Below are 19,809 nucleotides of genomic sequence, written 5' to 3'. Positions count from 1 at the left end.
GAACGACGCCGCACCCACCCCTCGAGCGCGGCCCGTTCCTCGTCCGACAGCGTCAACTCGGCCTTCGGCCGCCCCATCCGTGCCATAGGGCAAGCATACATATCTGAATGGAATTCCCGACTCGGAACACTAGGACGATCGGCTACTACCCGGCCCCGTTCCCGAGGTGGTGCCGTTCGACTCACGGCGGATCGACCTCCCCCGTGCCAGGGCCTCGGTCTGGAAGCCCGGGACCGCGAAAGAGGCCGAGGCACCCCTCCACAGCAGCAGGCAAAGCCGCCTGACACCGAACTCGTCGAGCACCGACACCTCACGCAGCGCCGCCATACCCGACAGCCGAAGGGCAACGACCGTGGACAGCGTCATCAGCACCCCCTCCAGCTTTGAAGGTCCAACCCCGCACACGGGTGCATGGGTTCGCACCTGGGGCGCTTCCCCGCAGGCTCCGGACAACTCCGTCAGCTGTATCGAGCCCTTCGAGAACGCGACGCTGCGGCAGATCGTCCGCATCACGGGCGGCGGACACCGCATCCGCCTGCGCATCAGCAACGAGTACGGAACCGCACCGCTGACCATCGGCGCCGCCCGCGTCGCCCTCACCGACACCGACGACGCGATCCGGCACGGAAGCGCTCACGCCGTGACCTTCAGCGGCCGGCCGACCGCCACCGTGCCGGCGGGCGCACCGATCCTCAGCGACCCCGTCGATCTGCGCACCGCCGCGCTGTCCCGGCTGGCCATCAGCCTCTACCTGACCGGCCGGGTCGACACCGCGACCTGCCACGGAACCTTCCACACGCTCGGCTGGCTCATCCCCGGCGACGCGACCGCCCTCGTGTCGCTGCCCGCACACGCCGCTCCCTTACCGGCCCAAGCCCTGATCACAGCCGTGGAGGTGCAGCCCGGGACACCGACCCGGGCCATCGCCGTCATCGGCGACTCCCGTGTCGACGGCATGGGATCCACGCCCGGCACCGACCGACGCTGGACGGACCGGCTCGCCGAACGCCTGGCAGCCCGCCCCGGACCGGCACTGTGCGTGGTCAGCCAGGGCATCAGCGGCAACCGCATGCTCACCGACGGCATCGGCACCGCCGCCCTCGCCCGCTTCGACCGCGACATCCTCGCCACGCCCGGCCTCGGCCACGTGGTGATCGCCGTGGGCAACGACCTCGTCTTCTCCTTCGCCCCACGCACCGAGGAGAACGCCGCGTTCCTCTCCATGTTCGCCGGCCGACCCGTCGGCGTCGACGACATCATCGCCGCCCACCTTCAACTGGCGGCACGGGCCCGCGCGCACGGCGTGAAGGTCCACGCCGCGACCATCGCCCCCTACGGCAGCTCGGAGATGTACTCGGCCGAAGGCGACCAGGCACGCGAGCAGGTCAACGCGTGGATCCGCACGAGCGACGCCTTCGACGGCGTACTCGACTTCGACGCCGTCTGGCGCGACCCCGCCGACCCCACCCACATCCGCGGCGACCTGCACATCGGTGACCACCTCCACGGCAACGACGCAGGCTACGCCGCCCTCGCGGAATCCATCGACCTCTCGCTCTTCGACTGATCCTCGATCGAGGCGGCTCGCGACCTTCTCACGAACAGCGGCGGCGCCAGGCGCGTGCGGTGATCGCTCGCGCCGGACGCTGCGGCAAAGCCGTCACAAGCCCCTGCTTCCCTCTCCGGGCAGGGCCGTTGATCAGAGCCTCCCCTCAGTGGCGGTACGCGGTCGTCGCGATCTCGACGAAGGATCGGATCAACGGGTTGGTGTCCCCCTCGTTCCACACCGCCACCACCCGGCTCGGCTCCATGTCGGTCAGCGGCACCACGGCCAGCTCCGCGGGCAGGTCGTGTCCGAGCGGAGCCAGACCGACCGTGCCGTTCCACAGCACGGCCTGCACGCATTCCTGGACGGCGCGCACCACCGGTCCCTCGCGCGGCCTGCCACCGTTCCAGTACGACTGCCAGATGGGGTCGGTGTCCTGCGGGAACCGGAACCAGCGGCGGTCGTTCAGCTCGGCCAGCCGCAGCCCGTCGCGGCGGGCCAGCGGATCGTCGGCGCGCAGGACCACGCCGACCGGATCGGTCCGCAGTTCACGCACCGTCAGAGCGGTCTCGTCGAACGGCGCCCGGGTCAGCGCGACGTCGACCAGCCCGGCGCGCAGCCCGCAGGTCGGGTCGGTCAGATCGGTGTCGCGGATACGGATGTCGATGCCGGGGCGGCTTCGGCGGTAGGCGGCGGCCAGTCCGGCCACTCCCGGGTCGGTGCCGTCGCCCAGGATGCCGATGGTGAGGGTCGCGGCGCCGGCCGCCGCGCTCACGCGTACCCGGACGCGGTCGGCGTGGTCGAGCAGGGCCCGCGCCTCGTCGAGCAGCACCGAACCGACTGGAGTGAGCGTGACTCCCGTGGGCGAGCGAGTGAACAGCGGGGCCCCGACGTCGGCCTCCAGCTGCTTGATCGCCCGGCTCAGCGGCGGCTGGCTCATGTGCAGTCGGGTGGCGGCCCGGCCGAAGTGGAGTTCCTCGGCGACCGCCACGAAGTAGCGCAAGGTCCGCAGCTCCACGCTGCAACGATACCCACGAGGTATCGGCGTCGCAGGACGGGTCTTGGACACCGGCAGGTCCCCGGAGGTGCACTTGTGAGCATGACCGAACAAGCGAAGTCCAGCGAGCCGCACACCGACCCCGCTGTATCGGTGGTGGGCCCCGGCGACGGCGAGACGATCGTCCTGGGCACCACGCGGATGCGCGTCCTGGAGGACGGCAGTCACACCGGGCACCGTCTCGCGATCACCGAGTCCGTCCTCGCCCCGCACACCCAGGGCCCGCCGCAGCACCGCCACGCCCGACACGACGAGGGCTTCTACATCCTCTCCGGCACCGTGCGGTTCACCGTCGGAGACGAGGACCACGACGCCGCCACGGGCACGCTCGTCATGGTTCCGCCCGGTACCCCGCACACCTTCGCCAACCCCACCGACCAACCCGCCGTCATGCTCAGCACCTTCACCCCCGACCTGTACGTCCAGTACTTCCGAGACCTCCAGCAGGTCCTCGCCGACGGCCGACCGCTGACACCACAGGCCAACATCGACGCGATGAGCCGCTACGCGACCGAGCCCGCCAGTGGCCTCGGCTGACTGTCCGTTTCCTCAGTGATCTCTGGAGCCGGCGGAGGCAGATGATGCCGGCCGCCAGTTCCGGTGGTCCCGGTCGGAGGCCGGCTCCGCCTTCGCAGCGGGTGCGGAGTCGTTCGAATCGATGAAGCCAGGCGGTCGGGCCGGCAGCGCGGCGAGGTGCTCGCCGTGAGGCGCCTGCTGCTTCCACGGAGCAACGGCTCGCGGTCAGGCCGGAAACCACGCTGTCAACCGGGGGGGGGGTGCCGAAGCGCGCCAGGCACAGCGGGACGCCACAGCGAAGGCCGAGGGGTGCGTCGAGCTGTCCGGATAGCAGAAGGTCGCGCGATCGAGGGTGGCCGTGGTGAGCCGGAAATACGAGGAACCGAACCGGGGTGCCCCGCCGACGGGCGAGTCCTGGTGGTTCAGCGCCCCGTAGACCGGGCGTTCCTCTGCGGGGGCGTGATCGTACGCGCCCCCGAAGATGCGGCTCTCCCAACGCCACCGGTCCCCGCCCGGATAGGCAGTCAGGCCACCATTGCTGGTGCCGGTCACGAACTGTGAGTAGTAGATGCCGTCTTGCGCCATCCGGCGAAGAAGGAGCCGATCACCCGCCATACGGTCGGGGTGAAAGTTCATGGTGAGCTTCAGCCCGGAGGCAAGTGCGGCTCCGGACGCCCGAGCCGCCACGTACCGCAGGGCCGCACGCTGGGGTGACAAGGGGATGTCAGCAACCATCCAGGCAGTGTGCACGAACGCCAACGCCCGCCACACACGACTTTTCCGGCCCAGGCCTTCCCCGAGGCCTGCGAGTCCCCTGATGGCAGCGCGCGTGGCCGGCGGATCGGGCGGCCGCCGGCCGGCGCGGCAGCGTCGGCGGTCGCGGGGCCGGCCCCGACGTCCAGCACCGCGCGAAGCCGCGAGGAGGCCACGTCCTCCACGTACGCATGGCCGGCGGTGAGCCGCTCGCCGCGGTCCGGGTCCACGTCGTGGTCGACGACGCGGTGGCCCTCCTCGGCGGCGCGCACAGCGAGCGTCACTCCCCCACGTAGCTTTGGCCTGCGACAACGTCCATGACGACTCCGATCTGGGTAAGGAGCACCGCTGTGCCCCTGGTTTCTGTGGTGATGCCGGTACACAATTCGGCGGCCACGCTCGGACCCTCGGTCCGGTCGGTGCTTGCGCAGACCCACCCCGATCTCGAACTGCTGATCACCGACGACGCGTCCTCGGACGACTCGATGGATCTGCTCAAAGAGCTGGCCCGGCAGGACGAACGCGTCATGCCGGAGGCAGCGGCCCGGCAGGGGGCGCGGCCCGGGCCCGCAACCTGGCCATCGCGCGGGCGAGGGGTGACTACATCGCCTTCCTCGACAGCGACGACATGTGGCTCCCGACGAAGCTGGAGAAGCAGCTCGCCTTCGCCGCGACGGCCGGGACACCCCTCACGTTCACCTCCTACTACCTCGTCGGGACCTCGACCGCCTCCTGCCAGCGAGCAGGGGCCACGCTACGACCTGCGGCCAGCACAAGACCGTTGGTCTTCGCACACCGACGATCAGCGGTGGCCGCCGCCTTCCCGCAGGCGACCCACGAGCGAGACCGAGGTCTACGGCTGGAGGTCGAGCTGGTACCAAGTGCCTGACTTGCCGCCGAGAGCGGCCGGGTCGGCCGGGCCAACCGGGGCAAACCCGGCCCTGGTCAAGACTTTCCGGGACGCGGCGTTGTCGTCGGAGGTGGCCGCCCGCAGTGTGCGCAGCCCGTGCCGCGCCACCGCGATCCGGCACAGCTCCCGGACGGTCGCGGTCGCCACACCACGGCAGGCGACCCGCTCCGCGACCCGATAGCCGAGTCTGGCAGTGCCGTTCTCCAAGTCGTACAGGTTGAACCGGCCCAGAACCGAGCCGTCATCGGCGACGAGTACGTAGAAGGCGCAGATGTCGGCCTCCTGCTCGGCCAGCGAGGCGTCGTACCGGTCGGGGAACCGGTCGAAGAACTCGTCGCCGCGGTCGGAGATCGAGGCAGCGAAGTAGGTGCGGTTCGCCAACTCGAAGGCCAGGACGGCCGAGGCGTGGTCGGCGTGCAGCCGCTTCAGCTCGAGCATTGCCCGACCTTACCCAGATCGTGCGCTGAGGCCACCCGAGTTTCCGCCAGTGGCAGGCGGCCCCCAAGACCAGGGCACATGACGATCTACGGCTGGAATATCTCACCGCCGCCGACCTCGGGCAGATCACCCGGGCCGTGCGGCGCAGACTCGAGCAGCTCCCGTACCGCCCCGCCCTGGTCGACGTCCGCCTCGCCGCCGAACTCCCGTACGACTGGGCGATATTCTGCCGCCATGTGCATCTCGACAGGTGAGGCCGCGTTCTCCGGGACGATCGCGTACTGCGGAAGGCAGCACCACCCGGTGCATGGTCTGATCCACGTCCTGGGTTACCAGAACACCGCCGCGAATCTGGCGGACGGACCGAACGCCATGCTGTTGCACCTGCCCACCAGGCGGCTCACCCCCAGGCACTTTCTCTCCGCCGGGCGTACCGGCGACGTCCTGCGCCGCATGGTCGCCGCTGTGGAACCCGTCGCCGTCGGAGTCGACGACATCGCGTGGATGAGCGCGGAACCGCAGGTCCAGATCTTCGACCATGACGTCTACACGGTGCTCCTTGCCACCGACCCCACCGCTGTCCCCGCCGCGCTGCGGCAGGTGCCGTTGCACCGCCGGCCGGACCTCGACCCGGACCTCCTGCGCTTCTACGCCGACCACTTTCCTGACCACACCATCGCCGTGTGCTGCTTCGACAACGCCGACGCCGAACGCGCCAAGCCCCTGCTGCTGTGGTACTCGCCCCTCGACCCCGACCGGTTGACCGTGCCGGCCCTGGACAGCCACACCGGAGCGGCACCGGACCTCGACGCCACCGTGCCCGTGGACCACTGGATCCTGCTCTCCACCGACCAAGCCCCTGCCGGCTGGGGCGAACCCGTCGACTACCCCGGGAACATGCGTCACAGCCTGCGTTCCTTCCTTCCCAGCGCCGTTGTGGGCCGGTACTACGGCGATGGGCAGGCCCTGCTCAACGGAGACTTCGCCATCAGCCACCGGAGCCTTCTCGCCGGCGACCTCGACCGCATCGAGCGCCTGCAACCCACCCGCCGCCGATAAGGCAGGAGGACCGGGCTGTCGTACGTCAGCCGAACTCGACATCACCCAATCGAGTTCAGTCGCTGTCCACGACGTCCTCGGCCGCGTTGCGCTCGGCCGGGAGATCGAGGAGCCGGGACGGGTGGGCCAGGAGGGGCGCACCTTCTCCCCGCTGTGATCGGCGGCGGCTTCAGGGAAGTCGCCGCCGATCAGGTCCGTCAGCGCATATCTGTGAGGAGGGTGCTGAGTTCGGCCTCCTGCTGTGCCGGCGGCATCGGCGGGTTCGGGTGGTCGATGCCGAAGGTCTTCAGGACCTGGTCCATCTGCGCGTCGAGGAACGTCCAGCCGGTGTTGTCCAGCGGCTGCAGCGTGGCTCGGTCGGTGTCCCAGAGGTCTCGCAGCGACTGGGCGGCTGCGTGGGCCCCGGTCGCGTTCCCCGACTGGGCGTCCTTGAGCGAGGTCGATGCGAGTGCCTTCAGGGCGTCGACCTTCGTGGAGGGGAAGTTCTTCACGGCCTGGCCAGGGGCGAGGTGAACGGTTGAGGTGGCGTCGGTCTCGGGCGCCGGGCCGACGTGCGGCTGGCTGTGCGCCCAGACCAGCAGCGACCCGGTGGCGAGGGCCAGGAGGCCGAAGCCCGCCAGCGCGACGCGCTCCCTCTGCGGGTCGGCGGTGATCTGGGGGGTGTGCGTGGCGTCGTAGGTCTCGGTCACGTCGGAGCGCGTCACTGTCAGGTAGATGACAGTCGCCAGGATCAGGCCGAGGAAGATCAGACTGGTGGTGAAGGTGCCGAGCGCCAGGCCGGTCGGGTCGCCCGGGCTCTCGGCGACCTTCGGGGAGGCGAGCCAGTCGCCGATGTTGGCGCCCAGCGGGCGGGTCAGGATGTAGGCGAGCCAGAAGGAGAGCATCGGGTTCGCGCCGAACCTCCACAACAGCGTGATCGCCGCGATGAGGCCGAGCGGCAGCAGGACCGAGACCCCCGGGCTCCAGCCGGTGAGCTCAAGGGTCCAGTCGCCGGTCGCGGTGCCGAGGGCGAAGGTGACGAGAACGGTGAGCCAGTAGAACGACTCACGCGACAGCGTCGTGACCGAGTGGATCGAGAGGGTGCGCTCGCGCAGCCACCACACGCCGAAGACCACGGCGAGCAGGACCGAGAACACGGCGGAGCTGATCCACAGCGGCACATTGAGCTGGTCGGTCAGGATGTCGGTGTACAGCGTGCCCGTGACACTGACGACGACCACGGTCAGCCAGTACGGGAACGGCACGTACCGCTTCAGCCGCAGTTGGACGCCCAGAACCACCACGAACACCGCGGTGAAGATCCATGCCGTGTTCACCAGGCCGACGCCCAGCTTCATGTTGATCCAGTCGGCGAAGCTCTCACCGACGGTCGTGCACAGGATCTTGATCACCCAGAACCAGATGGTGACCTCGGGAACCTTGTTCAGCAACAGCCGCCCACTGCGGCCCGTGCGGGCCTCGCTTGTCGTCGTCATGCGGCAAGGCTGGCTCGGCCGACCTGCACACAACCTGACTACGCGATCGCCTCTGGCGTGGGGAAGGTCACCTCGACGCGACCGTGACCATCCGCGATCGCACGGACTGCCACTCCCGCGGACGCGGCGAGACGCTTTGCCACGGCCAGCCCCAGCCCGTGCCCGTCGCCGCTGGTCACGCCCGCTTCGAAGACCCGGTCGACCTCCGCCGGATCGAACCCCGGGCCGTCGTCGAGGACGTCGATCACGACCCCCTGCGGCTGGACGCGCGCCGTGACCCAGACGCGCGAACTGGCATGCCGCAGGCCGTTCTCCAGCAGGGGTGACAGCACAGCCACGACGAGTTCCGTGGCCACGGCGACGTCGACGTCGGCGGGGACGGCGAGTTCGACGGAGCGACCGGCGATCGCCTGCCGGGCCGCCGACCTGAGATCGCAACGGGTACCGCCATCGATCCGTGTCCGGGCGGAGCTCAGAATCGTCGTGATCGCCGTGTTCAGACGGTCGACCTCGGTCAGGACGGACTCCGGTGCCAGATGGCTGTCGGAAAGCTGCGCCAACTGCGCCTCGCCCCGCAGGGCCGTCAAGGGCGTTCGCAGTTCGTGGGCGATCTCGTCGGTGAGCCGGCGCTCGTCCGCGAGCGCGTTGTCCACGCGGTCGAGCAGGCGATCGAGAGTTCGCCCGAGCTCCCCGAACTCATCGCGCGGAACGCCGAGGTCGAATCGGCGCCCGGGTCCGTGATCGCCCCAGTCGTCGGCGAGAGCGGCCATGTCGTGGACCACCCGCAACGCACGACCCACCACGACGCGTGCGACGACGCCTGCGAGCAGGATCACGATGCCGCCCAACATCAGCGACATCGTCAGGCTGCGCTGCTCCGATGTCTCGTACGGCGTCAGGTCCACCTGTACGACCGCCATGACGTGGTGGCCTTCGAGGCGGATCGGCCGGGCATACAGAAGGTGACTGCCGATGACGGTGGTTCGGGACTGCCCGGAGGCGACAAGCGCGTCGACACGGTCGAGGACACTGGCCGGCACGATCCCGTCGATGAGGTGCCCGTCGGCATACACCCAGGAGACCGTGTCCAGCGCTTCGTTGCCGTTCTCGATCAGCACGACGTGGCCACCGCGTACGGCTGCGTTCGCCGCCACCGCCTCCGCACGGGTGTGCGCCAGAGCGTTCGCGTCGGCGTCGGTCACCTGGCTCAGCAGCACGTGTGAGACCACCACCAGCACCGCGACCACCGCTGTCGCGATCAGGACCGCGAGCGCGACGACCCTCCCGCGGAAGCCCGTCACTCCCATCGATAGCCCACCCCACGGACCGTCACCAGGCGATCGGCCACGCCCAGCGCACCGAGTTTGGTCCGTAGCCGGCGAACGAAGGAGTCAAGGGTGTTGTCGCTGACCTGCGCGCCATGCGGCCAACCCGCGGCAACGAGGGCGTGGCGGCGTACAGCGTCGCCCTGCGAGGCGACAAGCCTGCCCAACAAGCGGAACTCGGTCGGTGTCAGGCTCTCGCTGGTCGAACCGTGGCTCACGACATGTTTCGCCGGATCGAGGACGACGCCCCTCGGTGGGGTCGTCGTGGTCGTTCTGCGCAGCAGGGCTCGGACCCTCACCAGCAGCTCCGGGATGTCGAACGGTTTCGTCATGTAGTCGTCGGCTCCCGCCTCGAAGCCGCCCACTTTGTGATGCATGCCGTCCAGGGCGGTGAGCATGAGCACCGGGACATCGACGCCGCGTGCCCGCAGCGCCAGGCAGACATCGCGGCCGTCGGCGTCCGGGAGCCCCAGATCCAGGACGATCAGGTGAGGGACCGGCTCGAGGTGCCGCAGCAGGCTGTCCGCCGTGGAGGCGACTGCGATCGTATGGCCGTCGTGCTCAAGGGCGCGCTTGAGCACGTCACGGACCGCCGCGTCGTCCTCACACACCATGATCAAAGCCACAGCCTGCCCCTAGGTGCTCCACAGCCAGAGTTCTCCGCTCTCCCTGGTCAGCGCGCTGGTGGTCCGCGAGAGCCATGACGGCGCCGGTGTTCTCGCCACTGCCCCGAGCGCCGATCACCCGCGCCCCTCCTCGGACCCGGTCGTCCGGCAGGGCCCTTTCGAAGGGACGAGTCCGGACAGGCAACTATACGACTACAGCTCTGTAGACATTTCCTGGCTCTGGACCTTCAGGCCGCGGGCCCGCTGCTGCGCTCCTGTTCGGTGACGTCCGCGTGGGTCGCGGCCAGGTACACGACCAGTCCGAGTATGACCATCAAGAACAGTGCGCTGGTCACGACCGTACCCAGTTCCAGACCGCCGTCCCCGCTCGGCCGGGAGAGGTAGTCGCCGAAGGCGGCGCCGAGCGGGCGGGTGAGGATGTAGGCGATCCAGAAGCTCCGCACCGCGTCCATGCCCAGTTGGAAGTGAGCGATGCCCACTGCGGCGACGGCCAGGCCGAACAGCACCGCGGACAGCCAGTAGCCCAGGTCCAGCCGCTCCGACACGAGGTCGCCGGCGGCAGTGCCGAGGGCGAAGGTGAACAGCACGGCCAGCAACGCACTCATCAGCACCGTCACCCCGGTCAGGCCGAGCCCGGCCCTCTCGTTCAGCAGATCGGCCGCGGTCTCGCCGACTGTTGTGCACAAGATCTTGATGATCCAGAAGCAGACGGTGACTTCGGGAACCTTGTTCCAGCCCGGCCGACCACCGGAGGACAAAGCCGCCCGCCCACCCGCCACCGGAAGATCGGACGTCTCAGAGGTTTCAAAGGTCATGGTGTCCGACCGTGCCGCGAAGAGCCTGAACGCATCCTGACCGCCCCCTACGGCCGCCCTCGCCCCACCCGCGCGCCAGGGACCGTCGATCTCGTCCCTGGTGCCGATGGTCGTGCCGGATCACGAGGACGCACGGTAGGTCGAGCCCGCAACCTATGCTCGATTTGAGGCGAAATGGAGGATGAGCGACGGATGCGCAAGACGTACCAGAAGGAGCTGGACTCGATCGGCGAGGCTCTGGTGGAGATGGCCGATCTGGTCGGTTCCGCCATGGGCCGGGCCACCAGCGCTCTGCTGGACGGGGACCTTCGGACAGCGGAGAGTGTGATCTCCGCCGAGGCGCGGGTCGAGGACATGCAGCGCGGCCTGGAGGAGAGGGCCATCGCGGTGCTTGCCCGCCAGCAGCCCGTCGCCACCGACCTACGGATGGTGGTCGCCTCCCTTCGTATGAGCGCGGACCTGGAGCGATGCGGCGTCCTGGCCAAACACGTCGCCACCGTGGCCCGCCGCCAGTATCCCGAGCACGCGGTGCCGCAGGACCTGCGCCGCACGATCCTGGAGATGGGCCGGCTGGCTCAGCGGCTGATGGCCCAGGCCACCGAGGTACTCGTCACCCACGACGTGGAAGCCGCGGTGCAGTTGCAGCGGGACGACGACCGGATGGACGAGCTGGACCGCGTCCTCTCCCACCACTGCCTGGACGAGCAGTGGCATCACGGCGTGGAGGCAGCCGTCAACGTCACACTGATCGGCCGCTACTACGAACGCTTCGCCGACCACGCCGTCTCCATCGCCCGCCACGTGGTCTACCTCGTCACCGGCGAACACCGCGCCGACCTGCCCGTTGATCCGCCCGCGTCCCCGCGATCCCACCGTCGCCCTGGGACCCGCACGTGACCGGCCGTCGGCATCCGACCCGCGCGGTCCACACGATTCCCCGGCGAGGCAAGTGGCGTGCGGCCCGATGGCTTTCGGTGTCTGTTTCACCGGCCGGGGAAGCGGATCGTCAGATCTCCAGCCGGTAGCCGTGTCCTCTCAGCGTGACGATGCGCGGCAGTCGGCACGGGTGTCTCGCCGCCCCGGCGGCCTGGGCGAGCTGACGGCGCAGGCCGGCCATCGTGACGTCCAGCGTCTTGGTGGGACCGAACCAGTTCTCGTCCCACACCTCGGCCATCAGAGTCTCGCGTGCGACCGCTTCTCCCGGGTGTCGGGCGAGCGTGGCCAGCAGTTCGAACTCCTTGGGGCGCAGTTTGATCTCCTCGCCGTGGAGGGTGCACCGGCGGGCTTTCGCGTCGATGACGAGGTCGTGCAGGTGTACCGGTGTCTGCTCGGTGGGTGTGGCTGCCCGGCGGCGCAGGTGGGCGCGCAGGCGGGCGAGAAGCACGGTCAGGGAGATCCGCGCCCACTGCGCGTCGGTCAACGGGGCACCCGGCCAAACGATCGGACGATCCGGAGGGAGCGGCTGCGTACCGCGGGTGCCGTCGGCCAAGCCCGCGACTGTCCACCAGGAGATCACTCGGGCTGCCGTGGGCGGTTGGGCGACCGTCTGCCTGTCGTATCCCTCCGGTCATACCGGAAGCAGGTGATACACCAGTGGGAGACGAAGGAAACAGCCCGAGCCCGGACTGCTGACGCCGCAGTCCGCGATGAACTCGCGAAGAAGTCAGCCGTGGTGGTCCCCCTCCGCCGTGGGCACGCGGTGTGAGCAACGACCCCTGGCATCGTTCCCGCGACTGAGGCGCGGAAATGAGCAAGGCGTCACGTATGCGGCCGGGTGAGTCTGACGGCCACGGCGTCGAGGACCCAGTCCAGGCCGGTCGCGAAGGTCGTCTCGGCGTCCACGTCCGTGCCGTCGTACACGGCCTTGGCCAGTGCCGGGAAGCGGCCCGTGGCCAGCATTCTCGTCATATACGGGCCGGAGGTGCGCTGCCAGTCGTGCTTGGACAGGCCCGTGGCGCGCTCGGCCCGCAGGTTCGTGATCTCGCGCCTGATCGCGCCGATGTAGTAGGCGCTGACCGTCTCCACGGCTCGCATGCCGGTGTCGACGTCGGTGAGGCCGTCGAGGGCGGCCAGCGTGGCCTCGGACACGGCGAGGGCGTTCGGGCCCATGGCCGGGCGGCGGCCGAGCAGGTCGGCCAGCCATGCGTGGCGGAGAGCGGCCTGCCTGGTGCGGTGGGCGAGGATGCGCAGCGCCTCCCGCCAGTCACCGGGCTGCTCCTCGGGGAGGATCTCGGCGTAGATCTCGTCCACCATGAGGTCGAACAGCTCCTCCTTGGTGGAGATGTATCCGTACAGCCGCATCGGACCGGCATTCAGCCGGGCGGCGACCTTGCGCAGCGACACCGCCTCCAGCCCGCCCTCGTCGGCCAGCGCGATGGCGGCGGCCACGATCCGCTCCCGGTCGAGCGGCGCGGGGCGGGTCGGCGGCTCCGGTCGGTCCCACACAGTCATGGGCACATCGTACTGTTGCGATGCAGTGCATCGAATCAATACAGTGTATCGACATGAGCTACCGTATCGCCGTAGTCGGAGCCGGCCCCGCCGGCCTCACCCTCGCCCGCGTCCTGCACCGCCACGGTCACCCCGTCACCCTCCTCGAACGCGATCCCGCCCCCGACGCCCGGCCCCCGGGCGGCACGCTGGACCTGCACGAAGGACTGGGACAGCTCGCGCTGGACAAAGCGGGGCTGCTGGCGGAGTTCCAGGCGCTGTCCCGTCCCGAGGGGCAGGCCATGCGCATCCTGGATACGGACGGAACCGTCCTGCGCGACTGGCGCCCCCGTCCGGACGACCGGGCCAATCCCGAGATCGACCGCGGGCAACTCCGCGACCTGCTGCTCGGCCCTCTCGACGTCCAGTGGGGGCGGGGCGTGACGCAGGTGGTACCGGGGACCCGGGACGGCGCAGTGGTCCACCTCGCGGGCGGGCGTCAGGAGGCGTTCGACCTCGTGGTCGGCGCGGACGGCGCCTGGTCCCGGGTCCGCCCGGCAGTCTCGTCGGTGACGCCGCACTACACCGGTGTCACCTCGGTCGAGACCTCCCTCGACGACGTCGACACCCGCCACCCCGACCTCGCCCGGTCGATCGGCGACGGTTCCGTGGCCGTGTACGGCGTGAACCGCTCCCTCGTCGCCCAACGCAACAGCGGAGGCCACGTCAAGGTGTACGCCAAGTTCCAGGCACCGCTGGACTGGCACGCGAACCTCGACCCGGCCGACGCCGAGGCCGTGCGGTCGAGCCTGCTGGCCCTGTTCGACGGCTGGGCCGGTCCCGTCCTCGACCTCCTCCGCCACGGCACCGCTTTCGTCCACCGCCCCCTCTACGTCCTGCCCGTGGCCCACACCTGGACCCACGTCCCCGGGGTGACGCTCCTGGGTGACGCCGCCCACCTGATGCCCCCGTTGGGAGCGGGCGCGAACCTCGCGATGCTGGAAGGCGCCGAACTCGCCGAGTCCATCGCCACCTGCCCTGGAGATCTGGACGAGACCGTCCGCGCCTTCGAGGAACAGATGTGGGCGCGGGCCGGCAGGTGGGCGAAGATCACGACGGCCGGTCTGGAACGCCTCGTGAGCCCGGACCCCACCGAAGCCGTCGCCCTCTTCGACCAGGTCCAGCCGTCCTGACCGCCGTGCCGCGAGAACGACGACCACCGCAACGTGCTGGATCACGTCCCGTGAAGTGGTCGCACGCACCCTCCACGACGCGTACGCGCCGCTTGTAACTCCCGCGTGTTGCAGGGCAATTGACGTCACGGAGGGGAGGCTGCTTCACTGAAGCAGTGGCTGAGCCACTCAACCAGTGAGCCGCTGCACCATCCGACTGCAGTCTGGGGAGATCCTCCGTGGCCGTCGACACCATTCCACGCCGAACCGTGGTCGAACCGCTCGAAGCACGGCCGCGTGAGGCCATTTCGGGCGGCACGCACAAACCGGGTTCCCTGCTGCCCCCCGAGCGGGAACCGGCGGCCGGATACGGTGTCGCGCGCACCACCCTCGAACATGCCCTGACCCGGCTCGAGAAGTCGGGTCCGCCGAGCACCAGGCACGGCATCGGCACGCGCATCCTGGACTATCTGCAGCTCGGCGGCGCCGAGTTGCTCCCGGTGCTCACCGCGCAGGACCACGGCCGGCCGAGCGAGGACGCCCGGCGCGCGGCCGAGGCGTATCCGCGCGGCACCGAGAAGATCATGCCGAGTTCACCGAAGAGTGGCCGCCGAAGTTCGGCCGACGACAATTCCGGCTAGCCAGGGCACGTTCGACCACGCGGCCCATTGACGCGCGACTCGGCGTCGGCCCACGCGGCGGTCGGCAGCCGCCTGTTCATGCCCTGATTCTACGCGCGTCATATGTCATGGACGGGTCATTCAGCTCTGTCCTGGTGCCGGCTCTACCGGCCGGTACCGGGTGCGCAGCTCTGACACCACCTGCTGCCAGGAAGACCCGGACCCGCCCACCCCACAGACAGCCGCCCGTCACCCACGGTGCGGCAAGCACCGACAACCCAAGGAGCAAGGTGAACAGAGCAAGCACGCGGCGCGCCGCCCTCATCGGCGTCGTGCTGAGCGCGGTCATCGGCGGCGGCGTCCAGCCGGCCATCGCCTCTGTCGCAGCCGGCAACGACAGCCGGGCCACGGCCCAGCGCACGTCCCCGGTCCGTGACATCGAGAACCGGATCGCCCGGTCGCTGGCCTCGTCGCTGGCCGACTCGCAGTGGCGGGCACAGATGCGCACGGCCGCGCTCGGCACGGACGAGGTGGACCTGCGGGCCCTGACCGGCAGGTCCGCAACACTCGCAGGGCGGAACCTGACCACCACGGTCTCCGCCGCCGACCGGCGCCTCGCAGACCTGAAGGGACTGCCCGCCTCGACCGGCTCGCTGCTGCGCGTACGCCTGGGCGCGCCCTCCATGCGTGCGCACCTGAAGGCCGACACCACCCCGTGGGTCGCCGTCGCGGCGGCCGACGACGACGCCGAGTCCCTCACGGCCTACGACAGCCAGGGCCGTGCCCACGCCGTGGACACCACCCACGTGCCCGACCGTGCCCTGTACGTGCTGGACATCGACGTCACCAAGGCCCACCGGGCCGGACTCGCGGTCCTGGACCAGGCGTTGGCCGCCAAGGGCCTCCTCCCACCGGCCGGCCCCGCGAAGACGCAGGCCGCGGGCGGCTGGTGGGCCACCAAGGTCGACGCCATCGCGGTGAACGACGACGAGGAGCCCTGGTTCAAGGGCGCCGCCGAGATGTTCTCCCTGGTCACCGGATTCGGCCTGGACGGCAAGGCACGCGTCGACTCGGTGGACATGCCGTACCTGGACTACGACGGCACCACCTATTACCCGAACCAGATCCTGGTGAACTGGTCGAACTACAAGTACAACCTGGCCGACGTCGTCATGATGGAGGACGACGACGGCACCAACTACCGCGCGCTGGCGACGGCCATCACCACTGCCCTGCTCACGGTCACCGACCAGGGCAGTTACATCCCCCTGGTGAACGCGGTCCTCAGCGCCATCCCCGACGGCTGGTTCACCGACGACCCCGACTACGTCGAGTCGTGGTACACCCTCGCCAAGAACTCCTCGGGCCGCCTCGACGGCGCTTCCGGAAACGGCTGGATGACAGTCGAGCCGTACTTCGTCGAGGAGCTGTGACGCCGCCCGCTCACGAACACGGCTGACCAGCGTCCGACCATCCGCCTGAGACCCGTCGCACCATGACCGCCTGGCCACTACGGCCGGGGCCGCCCGGAGGCCTGCGTGTGCCACAGGCCTCCGGGCACGCCCTGGGCAGAGCCAGGACGGTGCCCTCGTGACGGTGGCGGCCCCTGCGGTGGGACGAGGTCAGCGACCGGGGGCCCGCCGCGTGATCTCCTGGAGCACCCAGCCGTTGCCGTCCGGGTCGCTGAAGGTGGCGTAGGAGCCGTAGCTGGCACGCTCGGGGTGCGGGCCGGTGATCCGCACCTGGCCCTGGCCCTTGTGGACGACATCGCCGACGTCGTGCCCGTGGAAGAAGACGCCCTTGTCGTCGTGGAAGACCTCGCTCACGTCGATGCCACGGTCGACGAGCTGCGCTCGGGCCTGTTCGACGTCCGTGACGGCGAGGTACAGCCCCTGGGCCGAGCCGGGCAGGGCTGTGGTCAGGCCCGTACCGAAGATGATCGAGGCCTCGGATCCGGGCGGTGTGAGGTGGACGACCCGGTAGTCCTCGGTGACGTCTTTGGCGAGGTCGAGTCGGAAGCCCGCCTTCTCGTAGAAGGCCTTGGCGCGGTCGACGTCCGAGACGGGCAGGACGAAGAGTTCGAGCTTCATGTTCATCATCAGTGATCACCTTCGTTGTCCGAGTCCCGTATCCGGTGCGGGACTTGTGGGAGGAACAGGACCTGGTGCCCGCTCTGTCATCGGTGAGCGGGTCGTGCGGATCGGCTGGTGCGCAGGGCAGCTCGGGCGCGGGTGCGCGAGAGGCCGGTGTCGCCGTGGATGTCGAATCCGCGATGTCTCACCGGCGTCGCGCGCAGCTCGTCCCATGAGCGGCGACCCGCCCGAGGTGTCGGTCAGCCGAGGTAGAAGTCCTCGCGTGCCGCCACGAACTCTTCGACCGTCCGGGCGGGGTCGCCGGTCAGGCGCTCGACGTCGTCGGAAGCTCGGTCGTATCGGTTCTGCTGGTGCAGGCGGCACATGGTGACGATGTGCTCCTCGATGTGCGGCGGCAGGCCGATCGTGGAGAGCACCTCTTCGCGCCACGTCTCGAGCGGCACGTCCACGTACGACACCGGCCGGCCCAGCGCTTCGGAGAAGGCATCGGCCATCTCCGTCATGTCGAGGGTGTGCGGCCCGGTCAGTTCGTAGACGTGCCCCACGTGGGGGGCCGGGTCGCGCAGCACCGTCGCGACGGCCCGGGCGACGTCGTCCACGGCGATGGGCGAGGTGCGCCCCGTTCCGAACGGCAGCGCGATGGTGCCGTTCTTGCGGATCGTCTGCGCCGGGAGCGTGGTGAACAGCGGGTTGTCCAGGAACGACGTCGGCCGGATGTGCACGACCGGCAGTCCGGACCAGTTCAGCACCTGCTCCGCCAGCCAGTGCAGCCGCTGTTGGTGCGACTCCGCGGTGCTGGTGGCGGTCATCTGCGACACCGTCATCTGTGACATGCCGATCAGCGCGTCCAATTGGCCGTACTCCCGCGCGACACTCGCCGCGACGGTCGCCGCGAGAAGATGGTCGGGCGACACGGGCATGGCGAAATACATGCTCTTCGCGCCCTCGAGGGCGGCCGCGACGGTTTCTGGACGCGTGAGGTCGCCGAGGACGACCTCCGCGCCGAGGGCACGCAACTGCGCGGCGCGGTCGTCGTCCCGACGGACCATGGCGCGCACGGGCACGTCCTGTGCGCGCAGCTTCTCCAGGACGGCACGGCCCACGCCGCCCGCGCCTGTGATCAGTACAAGGTTTCCGGCAGCCATCGACAGCTCACCTTCCGTATGAGGGGACAAGATCGCGCACGCACTCGCGTTCACACCCGGGGCCGTTCGGCAGGGCGCTGCGCTCCGACAGGCCGACGCGCATGTTCCGGGCGAGCGGTTCCCGCTCGCGCGTGGCGGCCTTGTGGTGTTGCAAGGGGACCGGGAGGGCGGACACAGCGCCACTCGCCGAAGATATTAGGAGCATATGCTCCTAATATCGCAAACGCAAGCCTCCTCTCCGCCCACCGCTTTCCCCGCAGAGCCCGGTTCGAGCTCGCGACCGACCCCACTGCCGCACGCACCCCCGCACGCGTTCCACGGACGGCGATCGTCGCGACAGTTAGGAGCATATACTCATACGTGGATTTCGGAGCCCCTCCGATCACCACGCACGGTCGGCAATCCGGAGGAAATCGTGACTCGCGCCAAGACGCACTCCGTCGGCTCGTGCAACAACCTGGCCCTGCGCAAAGCGGCCCGATACCTGGGCGCCACCTACGACAAGGCCCTCGCCCCGACGGGCCTGCGCGCCACGCAATTCAGCATCCTTCAGCACCTGAGCAGCCGCGACGAGACAACGATCACCAGCCTCGCCGAGACGATCGCCATGGACCGCACCACCCTGGCCACCAACCTCAAACCGCTCGCACGCGAAGGCCTCGTCACCGTCGAATCCTCGGCCACCGACCGCCGCGCCCGCGTCGTCACCATCACCCCGGAAGGCGTCACCCGCGTGCAGGCGGCCCTCCCTTACTGGCGCACCGCACAAGCCCGGTTCGAAGACAGCTTCGGGGTCGAGAAGGCCGCCCGGCTCCGAGCCGTCCTCGAAGACGTCCTCAACACCGGATTCCACCCCTGGGCCGAGTAAACGGCGGCCTCCAGGCGGTCGGCGGTCGGCGGTCGACGGTCGACGGTCGACGGTCGGCGGTCGGCGGTCGGCGGTCGGCGGTCGGCGGTCGGCGGTCGGCGGTCGGCGGTCGGCGGTCGGCGCAGCATCGCGCGCCCAGGTGAGATCGATCGCCCATGACGGCATACATCCACCTGCAGCCGTCAAGAGCCTCGCGCGCGAGCGGGCTGTGCGCCCGGGTCGCCCCCTCCCCCAGCAAGGACCTTTATGCAAGCCATCACGGTGCGAGACCGCAACGCCGGTCTTGCCGGGATGTCCCTGACCGACATGCCCTACCCCCATGCGGCCGAGAACGACGTCATCGTCCGGGTGCACGCCGCCGGCTTCACCCCTGGCGAGCTGGACTGGCCCGCCACCTGGACCGATCGCGCCGGCCGCGACCGGACGCCGAGCATCCCCGGGCACGAGCTGTCCGGTGTCGTCGCAGAGCTGGGGTACGGCACCACCGGCCTGAGCGTCGGACAGCGGGTGTTCGGCCTGACCGACTGGACCCGCAACGGCACGCTCGCCGAGTACACCGCGGTGGAGGCCCGCAACCTCGCCCCGCTTCCGGCGGACATCGACCACGCCGTGGCCGCCGCACTGCCGATCTCCGGGCTGACCGCCTGGCAGGGCCTGTTCGACCACGGCCGCCTCACCACAGGCCAGACCGTCATCATCCACGGTGCCGCCGGCGGCGTCGGCTCGATCGCGGTGCAGCTCGCCCGCGAGGCCGGCGCCCGCGTCATCGGCACCGGCCGGGCCTCCGGCCGGGACAGGGCACTCGCACTCGGCGTCGACACCTTCATCGACCTGCAGACCGAGAAGCTGGAGGACGCCGACACCGCCGACGTGGTGTTCGACGTGGTCGGCGGCGACGTACTCGACCGCTCGGCCGCCCTGGTCCGCCCCGGCGGCACGCTGGTCAGCATCGTCATGCCGC

19 protein-coding genes and 2 pseudogenes are annotated in these 19,809 nt (G+C 69.8%); 10 read left to right on the top strand and 11 right to left on the bottom strand.

The features are described 5' to 3' along the window. Positions 1 to 352: 352 nt before the first annotated feature. Entirely contained in the window at positions 353 to 1,567 is a 1,215-nt protein-coding gene (locus tag ACZ60B_RS40310) for an SGNH/GDSL hydrolase family protein (protein ID WP_469396425.1), read from the top strand. Positions 1,568 to 1,712: 145 nt separating this feature from the next. On the opposite strand, the gene ACZ60B_RS40305 is transcribed toward ACZ60B_RS40310, so the two are convergent. Further along, on the bottom strand, positions 1,713 to 2,564 hold the full coding sequence (locus ACZ60B_RS40305) for a LysR family transcriptional regulator (RefSeq protein WP_469396422.1): 852 nt from the start codon (positions 2,562 to 2,564) through the stop codon (positions 1,713 to 1,715). Between the two features lie 81 nt (positions 2,565 to 2,645). On the opposite strand from ACZ60B_RS40305, the gene ACZ60B_RS40300 reads away from it, so the two are divergent. Beyond that, on the top strand, positions 2,646 to 3,140 hold the full coding sequence (locus tag ACZ60B_RS40300) for a cupin domain-containing protein (protein WP_469396418.1): 495 nt from the start codon (positions 2,646 to 2,648) through the stop codon (positions 3,138 to 3,140). A 261-nt stretch (positions 3,141 to 3,401) separates the two neighbouring features. Here ACZ60B_RS40300 and ACZ60B_RS40295 read toward each other — a convergent pair. Beyond that, positions 3,402 to 3,755 (bottom strand): annotated as a pseudogene (locus ACZ60B_RS40295) (DUF3626 domain-containing protein); the annotation flags it as partial. A 467-nt stretch (positions 3,756 to 4,222) separates the two neighbouring features. Here ACZ60B_RS40295 and ACZ60B_RS40290 point away from each other — a divergent pair. Further along, positions 4,223 to 4,581, top strand: a pseudogene (locus ACZ60B_RS40290) (glycosyltransferase family 2 protein); the annotation flags it as partial. Positions 4,582 to 4,725: 144 nt separating this feature from the next. Here ACZ60B_RS40290 and ACZ60B_RS40285 read toward each other — a convergent pair. Then, positions 4,726 to 5,220, bottom strand: a complete 495-nt coding sequence (locus ACZ60B_RS40285; protein ID WP_469396414.1) for a GNAT family N-acetyltransferase — start codon at positions 5,218 to 5,220, stop codon at positions 4,726 to 4,728. A gap of 234 nt (positions 5,221 to 5,454) precedes the next feature. Between ACZ60B_RS40285 and ACZ60B_RS40280 the strand changes: the two genes are divergently transcribed. After that, a complete protein-coding gene (locus ACZ60B_RS40280; protein ID WP_469396412.1) occupies positions 5,455 to 6,279 on the top strand; it encodes a hypothetical protein in 825 nt (274 codons plus the stop codon). Between the two features lie 197 nt (positions 6,280 to 6,476). Here the strand turns inward: ACZ60B_RS40280 and ACZ60B_RS40275 are convergent, their stop codons facing one another. From ACZ60B_RS40275 to ACZ60B_RS40260, 4 genes are all read right to left on the bottom strand, one after another. Next, positions 6,477 to 7,754: a COG4705 family protein gene (locus ACZ60B_RS40275; RefSeq protein WP_469396409.1), complete on the bottom strand. Its 1,278-nt coding sequence runs from the start codon at positions 7,752 to 7,754 to the stop codon at positions 6,477 to 6,479. A gap of 38 nt (positions 7,755 to 7,792) precedes the next feature. Then, the gene (locus ACZ60B_RS40270) at positions 7,793 to 9,061 is read right to left on the bottom strand and encodes a sensor histidine kinase (protein ID WP_469396407.1); all 1,269 of its coding nucleotides are present in this window, start codon (positions 9,059 to 9,061) and stop codon (positions 7,793 to 7,795) included. Further along, on the bottom strand, positions 9,052 to 9,705 hold the full coding sequence (locus tag ACZ60B_RS40265; protein WP_469396405.1) for a response regulator transcription factor: 654 nt from the start codon (positions 9,703 to 9,705) through the stop codon (positions 9,052 to 9,054). Before ACZ60B_RS40265 ends, ACZ60B_RS40270 begins: the two co-directional genes overlap by 10 nt. A 227-nt stretch (positions 9,706 to 9,932) precedes the next feature. Beyond that, entirely contained in the window at positions 9,933 to 10,520 is a 588-nt protein-coding gene (locus ACZ60B_RS40260; protein ID WP_469396403.1) for a COG4705 family protein, read from the bottom strand. A 192-nt stretch (positions 10,521 to 10,712) separates the two neighbouring features. Between ACZ60B_RS40260 and phoU the strand changes: the two genes are divergently transcribed. Continuing rightward, the gene (gene phoU, locus ACZ60B_RS40255; protein ID WP_469396399.1) at positions 10,713 to 11,417 is read left to right on the top strand and encodes a phosphate signaling complex protein PhoU; all 705 of its coding nucleotides are present in this window, start codon (positions 10,713 to 10,715) and stop codon (positions 11,415 to 11,417) included. Positions 11,418 to 11,526: 109 nt separating this feature from the next. On the opposite strand, the gene ACZ60B_RS40250 is transcribed toward phoU, so the two are convergent. Both ACZ60B_RS40250 and ACZ60B_RS40245 read right to left on the bottom strand, forming a co-directional pair. Continuing rightward, positions 11,527 to 11,940, bottom strand: a complete 414-nt coding sequence (locus ACZ60B_RS40250) for a winged helix-turn-helix domain-containing protein (protein ID WP_469396395.1) — start codon at positions 11,938 to 11,940, stop codon at positions 11,527 to 11,529. Positions 11,941 to 12,278: 338 nt separating this feature from the next. Then, positions 12,279 to 12,971: a TetR/AcrR family transcriptional regulator gene (locus ACZ60B_RS40245; protein WP_469396393.1), complete on the bottom strand. Its 693-nt coding sequence runs from the start codon at positions 12,969 to 12,971 to the stop codon at positions 12,279 to 12,281. Positions 12,972 to 13,024: 53 nt separating this feature from the next. On the opposite strand from ACZ60B_RS40245, the gene ACZ60B_RS40240 reads away from it, so the two are divergent. The 3 genes from ACZ60B_RS40240 (at position 13,025) to ACZ60B_RS40230 (ending at position 16,175) form a co-directional block, all read left to right on the top strand. Then, the gene (locus ACZ60B_RS40240; protein ID WP_469396390.1) at positions 13,025 to 14,143 is read left to right on the top strand and encodes an FAD-dependent oxidoreductase; all 1,119 of its coding nucleotides are present in this window, start codon (positions 13,025 to 13,027) and stop codon (positions 14,141 to 14,143) included. 218 nt (positions 14,144 to 14,361) lie between these two features. Continuing rightward, positions 14,362 to 14,763: a GntR family transcriptional regulator gene (locus ACZ60B_RS40235; protein WP_469396386.1), complete on the top strand. Its 402-nt coding sequence runs from the start codon at positions 14,362 to 14,364 to the stop codon at positions 14,761 to 14,763. A gap of 269 nt (positions 14,764 to 15,032) precedes the next feature. Next, positions 15,033 to 16,175 carry a DUF3103 family protein gene (locus ACZ60B_RS40230; RefSeq protein WP_469396383.1) on the top strand — a complete coding sequence of 381 codons (1,143 nt, stop codon included), beginning with the start codon at positions 15,033 to 15,035 and terminating at the stop codon, positions 16,173 to 16,175. 189 nt (positions 16,176 to 16,364) lie between these two features. Here ACZ60B_RS40230 and ACZ60B_RS40225 read toward each other — a convergent pair whose 3' ends face one another. Then, entirely contained in the window at positions 16,365 to 16,838 is a 474-nt protein-coding gene (locus ACZ60B_RS40225; protein ID WP_469396427.1) for a VOC family protein, read from the bottom strand. 236 nt (positions 16,839 to 17,074) lie between these two features. Further along, on the bottom strand, positions 17,075 to 17,980 hold the full coding sequence (locus ACZ60B_RS40220) for an NmrA family NAD(P)-binding protein (RefSeq protein WP_469396382.1): 906 nt from the start codon (positions 17,978 to 17,980) through the stop codon (positions 17,075 to 17,077). Positions 17,981 to 18,395: 415 nt separating this feature from the next. Here ACZ60B_RS40220 and ACZ60B_RS40215 point away from each other — a divergent pair, with 415 nt between their 5' ends. Beyond that, positions 18,396 to 18,848: a MarR family winged helix-turn-helix transcriptional regulator gene (locus ACZ60B_RS40215; RefSeq protein WP_469396380.1), complete on the top strand. Its 453-nt coding sequence runs from the start codon at positions 18,396 to 18,398 to the stop codon at positions 18,846 to 18,848. Between the two features lie 246 nt (positions 18,849 to 19,094). After that, on the top strand, positions 19,095 to 19,809 hold a 715-nt coding region (locus ACZ60B_RS40210), incomplete at its 3' end, for an NADP-dependent oxidoreductase (RefSeq protein ID WP_469396377.1).

The organism is Streptomyces sp. NPDC104096, assembly GCF_055584385.1.
The sequence above is the reverse complement of the archived record's forward strand: the minus strand, read 5'-3'. Positions and strand labels throughout refer to the sequence as shown.

Bases quoted from the DNA above. Each gene is read 5' to 3' on its own strand.
- ACZ60B_RS40300 (WP_469396418.1), top strand. From the start codon at position 2,646: ATGACCGAACAAGCGAAGTCCAGCGAGCCGCACACCGACCCCGCTGTA.
- ACZ60B_RS40285 (WP_469396414.1), bottom strand. From the start codon at position 5,220: ATGCTCGAGCTGAAGCGGCTGCACGCCGACCACGCCTCGGCCGTCCTG.
- ACZ60B_RS40280 (WP_469396412.1), top strand. From the start codon at position 5,455: ATGTGCATCTCGACAGGTGAGGCCGCGTTCTCCGGGACGATCGCGTAC.
- ACZ60B_RS40275 (WP_469396409.1), bottom strand. From the start codon at position 7,754: ATGACGACGACAAGCGAGGCCCGCACGGGCCGCAGTGGGCGGCTGTTG.
- ACZ60B_RS40270 (WP_469396407.1), bottom strand. From the start codon at position 9,061: ATGGGAGTGACGGGCTTCCGCGGGAGGGTCGTCGCGCTCGCGGTCCTG.
- ACZ60B_RS40260 (WP_469396403.1), bottom strand. From the start codon at position 10,520: ATGACCTTTGAAACCTCTGAGACGTCCGATCTTCCGGTGGCGGGTGGG.
- phoU (WP_469396399.1), top strand. From the start codon at position 10,713: ATGCGCAAGACGTACCAGAAGGAGCTGGACTCGATCGGCGAGGCTCTG.
- ACZ60B_RS40245 (WP_469396393.1), bottom strand. From the start codon at position 12,971: ATGACTGTGTGGGACCGACCGGAGCCGCCGACCCGCCCCGCGCCGCTC.
- ACZ60B_RS40240 (WP_469396390.1), top strand. From the start codon at position 13,025: ATGAGCTACCGTATCGCCGTAGTCGGAGCCGGCCCCGCCGGCCTCACC.
- ACZ60B_RS40225 (WP_469396427.1), bottom strand. From the start codon at position 16,838: ATGAACATGAAGCTCGAACTCTTCGTCCTGCCCGTCTCGGACGTCGAC.
- ACZ60B_RS40220 (WP_469396382.1), bottom strand. From the start codon at position 17,980: ATGGCTGCCGGAAACCTTGTACTGATCACAGGCGCGGGCGGCGTGGGC.